Here is a 6629-nt window from a genome sequence, read left to right as displayed (position 1 = left end):
AGCTTGGGCCGCGAAGGCCTTTCTCGTTTTTCGGTAGAGACATTCAAGGCGCCAGCGGGGTGGGGATACCGGATCTACCAGGATAGGACCGCTGTCATTGAGCAGCGCTTTATACCCGGCATCCCGGGCAAGGTGGGCTTTGCAACCGAAGCGGCTGCCCACCAAACAGCGGAACTGGTTCAAAAGAAACTAGATCAGGGCACCTTCCCTCCTACCATTACCACCCAAGAGTTGGATAGTATGCGCATTCAATATTAATGCGCAGCCTGATTAGGGGTGACCTGATAGCGCCCCATGACTGGGTAGTGATCTGAATAGCCAATTTTATTATAGGTGGTAAAGTCCAGCAGACCGAGCCTGTCCGGACTGTAAAACTGGTGATCGATCCGGATAAAATACGGCAGGTGATTGAAGGTAAAGCCAAAACCTTTCCCACCTTTTTCAAATCCATTGTCAAGTTTCTTTCGCAGGTTGCCATAGACATAGCCGTAGGGCATCTCATTGAAGTCTCCGCAGACCACGACCGGGTAAGGAGAATCCTCTATCCAGGACTCTAAAACTTCCAGCTCGGCCGCATGCCTGATAAAGCCCATCTTGATGCGCGAGAAAGTGATCTTACCTTCTTTGGCAACGCCGTCCATCTTTTTCTGATGGACCAGGGTGCTCAGTTTGAGTGTCATCGAAAAAAGATGAAGGCCAATGATCCGCACCGTGTCCTTTTTGATTTTGATATCGGCCTGTATCATCCCGTTTTGGGCTTCAAAAATCGTATCCTTTCTGGCAATGATGGGAAACCTGGAATAAAGGGCGAGCCCTAAACGGTAATTTTTATCACTGTTGGAATAGTGCGCGCTATGTTTAATCCCCTTTTTCCCGAGCAGCTCCCCCATATTGAACCGGGCAGAGCCGTCATCGAAGTATTCCGGCATGCAAAGCACATCGGCTCCACTGGTGGCAATCCAGTTTTTCATGTCTTCAATTTGATTTTCTACCTGCTTGGCGGGCCCGTCAGAGAAGCGCTGAAAGGAATGCACATTGTAGTTCATGACCGTAAATGTGTTGCCGCTCTCATCTGCAATGGAAGCGTCTTTGCTGCCAAAACGGTAGGTGCGTGAAAGGAAAATACCGCTTCCGATCAGTAAGACCAAAGGCAATAGCGCCTTTTTTCTGTCTATTAAGAACCAGATGGGCACTGATATCAGGTGAATGATCACTACCACCGGAAAGGACATCATCATGAAACCTGCCAGCCAGCCGCCCGATGGGATCCACAGTATCAGTATGTAAATCAGTAGCGTATAAAAAGCAAAACACTTATAGAGAAACCACAAAAACTTTTTTACCCCTCTCATTAATTCAAAATTCGGTTTTTTGCAAAAATAGGTGATCAAAATTGATTTAGAAGGCTTTCAATGCAACTTGTAGAAATGATAAAATAGTTTTATCTTTGCATCCTATTCTATTTTGATCGGTTGATTGAGGGGGTCTTAAATCCCCTTTTTTATTTGCAGTAAGCCTTACATGACAATAAAAGAACATTTAGAAGTTTTAGTAGCCCCCTTTTTGGAAGACGGCAATTGTTTCCTGATAGATATCATCATTAAGCCTTCTAAGGTAAGTCAAAAAGTAACGATTCTAGTTGATAGCGACCAGGGAATTACCATCCAGCAGTGCACATCCATCAGCCGGCGACTTGCCAAGCAACTGGAAGAACTGGAAGTTTTCGCTGAGGCCTATACACTGGAAGTCTCTTCTCCCGGATTGGACCAGCCACTGGTGCTGCCACGTCAATATCAAAAAAGCGTTGGCCGGAATCTCAAGGTAACCCTTAGTACAGGAGAAATCATGCAGGGCACCCTGACAGAGGTCACTGATGAACATATCAGTCTGCAACTGCCAGAACCCAAGAAAAAATCAAAGACGCCGGTGGAGGAGGGCTCATTGCTCCGGAGTATTTCATTTAGTGAGATTTCAAAAGCCCTCATTGAAATCTCTTTCAAATAGTTACCAGCCAGAATCAAACAAACTGGCTTGTAATCAATTATATAATATGTCTAACTTAGTATCAGCAAATATTCTTTAACATAAGCAATGGATAGCGGAATATTAATTGAGTCATTCGCCGAGTTTGCAAGCTCTAAAAACATCGATCGTCCCACGATGATCAGTGTCTTAGAAGAAGTATTTCGTACCATGATTCGTAAAAAATACGGCACCGACGATAATTTTGATGTCATTATTAACCCCGAAAGCGGTGACCTTGAAATGTGGCGCACACGAGAGATCGTAGACGACAACTCTGAGGACATCTGGGATTACAATAAAATTCCGCTAGCCGAAGCACGAAAAATTCAAAGTGACTTTGAAGTAGGTGAAGAAGTTGCCGAGGAAGTCAAACTAGTGGAATTCGGACGCAGGCTGGTTCAAACAGCGCGTCAGACCCTGATTCAGAAAATCAAGGACATGGAAAAAGAAATCATGTTCGAGAAATACAAAGATCAGGTCGGTGAGATGATCACAGGCGAAGTCTATCAGACCCTCCGACACGAGGTCATCATTGTCGACGGAGAGGGCAACGAGCTTTCACTGCCTAGAACAGAGCAAATTTCAAAGGACCGCTTCCGCAAAGGAGAATCCGTTAAATCGGTAATCCATAAAGTGGAAATGAACAACGGATCTCCTAAGATCACGCTATCCAGGACCTCCCCTATTTTCCTGGAACGATTGTTTGAAGTTGAAATTCCTGAGATCTATGATGGAATTATTTCGGTCAGACGTGTTGTTCGTGAACCAGGAGAGCGCGCCAAAGTGGCCGTTGAATCCTATGATGACAGAATTGACCCGGTGGGTGCGTGCGTGGGTATGAAAGGTTCGAGGATACATTCCATTGTCCGTGAACTTGGAAACGAGAATATAGATGTAATCAACTACACCGACAATCTTGAACTGCTCATTAGCAGGGCGCTAAGTCCGGCTAAGGTAAGCTCCATGCATATCGACCGCGAGGCCAAGCGTGTTTCTGTTTTCCTAAAACCCGACCAGGTATCATTGGCTATCGGTAAAGGAGGGCAAAATATCAAACTGGCCGGAAAATTGGTTGGAATGGAAATCGATGTCTTCCGGGATATTGAAGAGCAAAATGACGAAGATGTGGATTTGACTGAATTCTCCGATGAGATCGATGAATGGATTATCAGTGAGCTCCACAAAATCGGATTGGATACTGCCAAAAGTGTTTTGGCGCTCAATAAGGAAGAACTTGTCAGAAGAACCGACCTTGAAGAAGCGACGGTGGAAGAAATTCTTGACATACTTCGAAAAGAGTTTGAATAATTATCACAACCGGCAGGTTTAATCCAGGGGTTAGATCTGCCAAATGCAAAACTTTTTCTACTAATTGCTAATATGGCAGAAGATAAAATGATGCGCCTTAGCCAAGTGGCACGGATCCTGAACGTAGGAATTACTACGATCGTAGATCATCTGTCTGCCAAAGGGTATAAGGTGGAAAGTAACCCGAATACCAAAATTAATGCTGATCAAATTGAATTTCTGGCAAAAGATTTCAAATCCGACGATCTGAAATCTTCGCTATCCTATAAGCCTGCGCAAGCAGAAGCTCCGGTAGAAATCAAGGAAGAAAAAGTTAAAAGCGATGTGGATGACATACTGTATTTCCGCAATACGCCTAAGGTAGAAGAAAAGTCGGTGGTGGAAGAGCCCGCTCCGTCTGAACAAACATCCTTAGAAAACCGTCTTCCTGGTATCAAGGTTGTTGGTAGGATTGACCTGGATGCAAGAAAACCTGCGCCAAGCTCCCCACCTGCACCAGCAGAACCGAAAACTGAGCCAGCTCAGCAGGTACCCGTAGAAAATAAGCAGGCGGCTCCCGTAGCGGATGCCCCTGTCATTAAAGAGCAGGCCAAGCCTGAGGCTGCCGCTGTTGAAGCCAAACCAGTCGCTGAAGCGTCCAAGGAAGTCGCAGCGCCAATTCCTGTACAGGAGGCGCCCGCAGCGCCGAAAGTGGAGGCCCCTGCTCAGAGCCCAGTAGCCAGCCATACCCAAGAAACGCCGCAGGCTACGCCAGCAGCTGTGGAAGTTGCCGTAACGCAGCCTGCTCAAACGCCCGCTGCAACAACCCCTCCAGCTCCCGTAGCTCCAATAACCGAAGTTGCTCCTGTTGCCACGCCGGCCATTGAGGCTGCCGCGCCAGAATCGGGCGAATCGGAATTGATTGAAGCCCGCGGAGAGCAGCTTCGCGGATTACGTGTAGTTGGTAAAATAGAGCTTCCTTCTGATAAGGTAAAGAAAAAAGACCCTGTTGCTTCCAGCAGCGATACTGCGGCAGACAAAAAACGCCGTAGAAAGAGAAAAAGAATTCGCGACGGAGTTGTTGTATCCGGTGAGGCCAGACCAGCCACGACCGCAACACCCGGCACAGACGCTGCTCCAAGGGATGCTAATGCAGCTGCTGGAACGGCTAACAGGACTGGGAATAGACCTGGCGGTACGACAGGTGGATCCTCCACCACGCCGCCGGCTACAACTACCCAGCAAGGTGCAAACAGGACTGGTCCTAATAACCGTGGAGCCAGTACCGGTGCCAACCGCAGAGGTGGTAAGCGCGAGGAAGTATCCGATAAAGAAGTATCTGACAACATTAAAGCCACGATGGCTCGTATGGGAGGTGGAAACACTAGAAATACATCCCGTGGCAAAGCATCAGGCCGTCGTCGTGACCGTTCCGACCAGAACGATGCAAACGGATCGGGAGAAGAAGAGACAAAAGTATTGCGGGTAACCGAGTTTGTTTCGGCAAACGATCTGGCTTCTTTAATGGAAGTGACCGTGCAAGAAGTGATCTCGGTTTGCATGAGCATGGGTATGTTCGTTTCGATCAACCAGCGTTTGGATGCAGAAGCAATCACCTTTATCGCTGATGAATTCGGCTTTGAAGTTGCCTTTATATCAGCAGAAGAAGAAGTTCAAAACGATGTTGTAGAAGAAGTTGATACTGAGGAAAGCTTAATTGATAGAGCACCGATCGTGACCGTTATGGGTCACGTCGATCACGGTAAAACATCCCTTCTCGACTATATCCGTCAGGAAAACGTAGCCAGCGGCGAGGCAGGTGGTATCACCCAGCACATTGGCGCGTATAGTGTGAAGACAAAAACAGGCAAACAGGTTACATTCCTGGATACACCGGGTCACGAAGCATTTACAGCGATGCGTGCCCGTGGAGCCAAAGTGACAGACGTTGTCATTATCGTCATTGCGGCAGATGATAGCATCATGCCACAAACAAGGGAAGCGATCAACCATGCGCAGGTTGCGGGTGCTCCGATCGTGTTTGCTTTTAGTAAGGTAGATAAAGCCGGCGCTAACACGGAAAAAATACGTGAAGAGCTTGCTAATATGAACATTTTGGTGGAAGAATGGGGTGGTAAATACCAGACTCAGGAAATCTCATCCAAATCGGGTCTGGGTATTGATCTTCTTTTGGAAAAAGTGCTTCTGGAAGCAGAATTGCTTGAACTGAAAGCCAATCCAAACCGCCGCGCGATCGGAACTGTTGTAGAAGCATCTTTGGATAAAGGACGTGGATATGTCACAACGATCCTGGTGGAGACAGGTACATTGAAATTGGGGGATGTTGTTTTGGCGGGAGCACATTTCGGTAAGGTAAAAGCGATGACCGATTACCTTGGTAAAAAGCTGAAAACTGCCGGGCCATCCATGCCTGTTCAATTACTGGGTTTGAATGGTGCGCCACAAGCCGGTGATCGTTTTAATGTCTTCGAAAATGAGCGTGACGCACGTGATATCGCTACCAAACGGGAGCAGATTCAGCGTGAGCAGACGATTCGTACCCGTAAGCATATTACATTGGAAGAAATTGGCCGTCGTAAGGCGATTGGTAGCTTCCGCGAGCTTAACCTAATTGTTAAAGGTGACGTGGATGGATCCGTTGAGGCGCTGTCTGATTCGTTACTACAACTTTCAACTTCTGAGGTTCAGGTAAATATCATTCACAAAGCGGTTGGTCAGATTTCCGAATCCGATGTTAATCTTGCCATTGCTGCCGATGCGATCATCGTAGGATTCCAGGTCCGTCCTTCTTCCAATGCGAAGAAAATGGCGGAGCAGGATCAAATTGAAATCCGTCATTACTCTGTAATTTATAGTGCAATCGATGAGATCAAGGACGCGATGACAGGTATGCTTGCTCCAACGATTGAAGAAATTATCACTGGTAATATCGAAATTCGCGAAGTATTTAAAATCAGCCGTATTGGTACAATTGCCGGATGTTATGTGACGGATGGTTTCGTGAAACGAAGCAACAAGATCCGTATCGTTCGTGACGGTATTGTACTGCTGACCGGAGAAATCGACTCATTGAAACGTTACAAAGATGATGTTCAGGAGGTAAAAAATGGTTACGAATGTGGTTTGAGCATCAAAAATTTCAATGACATCGAAGTAGGTGACATTATTGAAAGCTTCGAGTTGCGTGAGGTGAAGAGAACGCTTTAAGAATAGCATATACAAGCACAAAGAGCCTGCATCTTAATTGACGCAGGCTCTTTTAGTATAAGACAGGTAGCCGTTTGTTTTTTATAACC

5 protein-coding genes are annotated in these 6629 nt (G+C 46.6%); 4 read left to right on the top strand and 1 reads right to left on the bottom strand.

Translation table 11 applies throughout. From position 1 onward, the window contains the following. On the top strand, nucleotides 1–258 hold a 258-nt coding region (locus tag ABIO93_RS20210), incomplete at its 5' end, for a DUF4907 domain-containing protein (RefSeq protein WP_348070968.1). Here ABIO93_RS20210 and ABIO93_RS20205 read toward each other — a convergent pair. Continuing rightward, complete coding sequence (locus ABIO93_RS20205; protein WP_348070966.1) at nucleotides 255–1352, bottom strand: endonuclease/exonuclease/phosphatase family protein; 1098 nt, start codon at nucleotides 1350–1352, stop codon at nucleotides 255–257. The two genes, ABIO93_RS20210 and ABIO93_RS20205, sit on opposite strands and share 4 nt — an antisense overlap. Nucleotides 1353–1521: 169 nt before the next feature. Between ABIO93_RS20205 and ABIO93_RS20200 the strand changes: the two genes are divergently transcribed. The 3 genes from ABIO93_RS20200 to infB all read left to right on the top strand — a co-directional run bounded on the left by ABIO93_RS20200 (nucleotide 1522) and on the right by infB (nucleotide 6540). After that, a complete protein-coding gene (locus tag ABIO93_RS20200) occupies nucleotides 1522–2004 on the top strand; it encodes a ribosome maturation factor RimP (RefSeq protein ID WP_348070964.1) in 483 nt (160 codons plus the stop codon). An 87-nt stretch (nucleotides 2005–2091) separates the two neighbouring features. Next, nucleotides 2092–3333, top strand: coding sequence for a transcription termination factor NusA (gene nusA, locus ABIO93_RS20195; RefSeq protein ID WP_348070963.1), 1242 nt, complete (start codon nucleotides 2092–2094; stop codon nucleotides 3331–3333). 72 nt (nucleotides 3334–3405) lie between these two features. Continuing rightward, complete coding sequence (gene infB, locus ABIO93_RS20190) at nucleotides 3406–6540, top strand: translation initiation factor IF-2 (RefSeq protein WP_348070961.1); 3135 nt, start codon at nucleotides 3406–3408, stop codon at nucleotides 6538–6540. The last annotated feature ends 89 nt before the right edge of the window (nucleotides 6541–6629 follow it).

The organism is Dyadobacter sp. (assembly GCF_039919315.1).
Classification (GTDB): Bacteria; Bacteroidota; Bacteroidia; order Cytophagales; family Spirosomataceae; genus Dyadobacter.
Note: the sequence above shows the minus strand (reverse complement) of the source record. Positions and strands in the feature narration are given on the sequence as shown.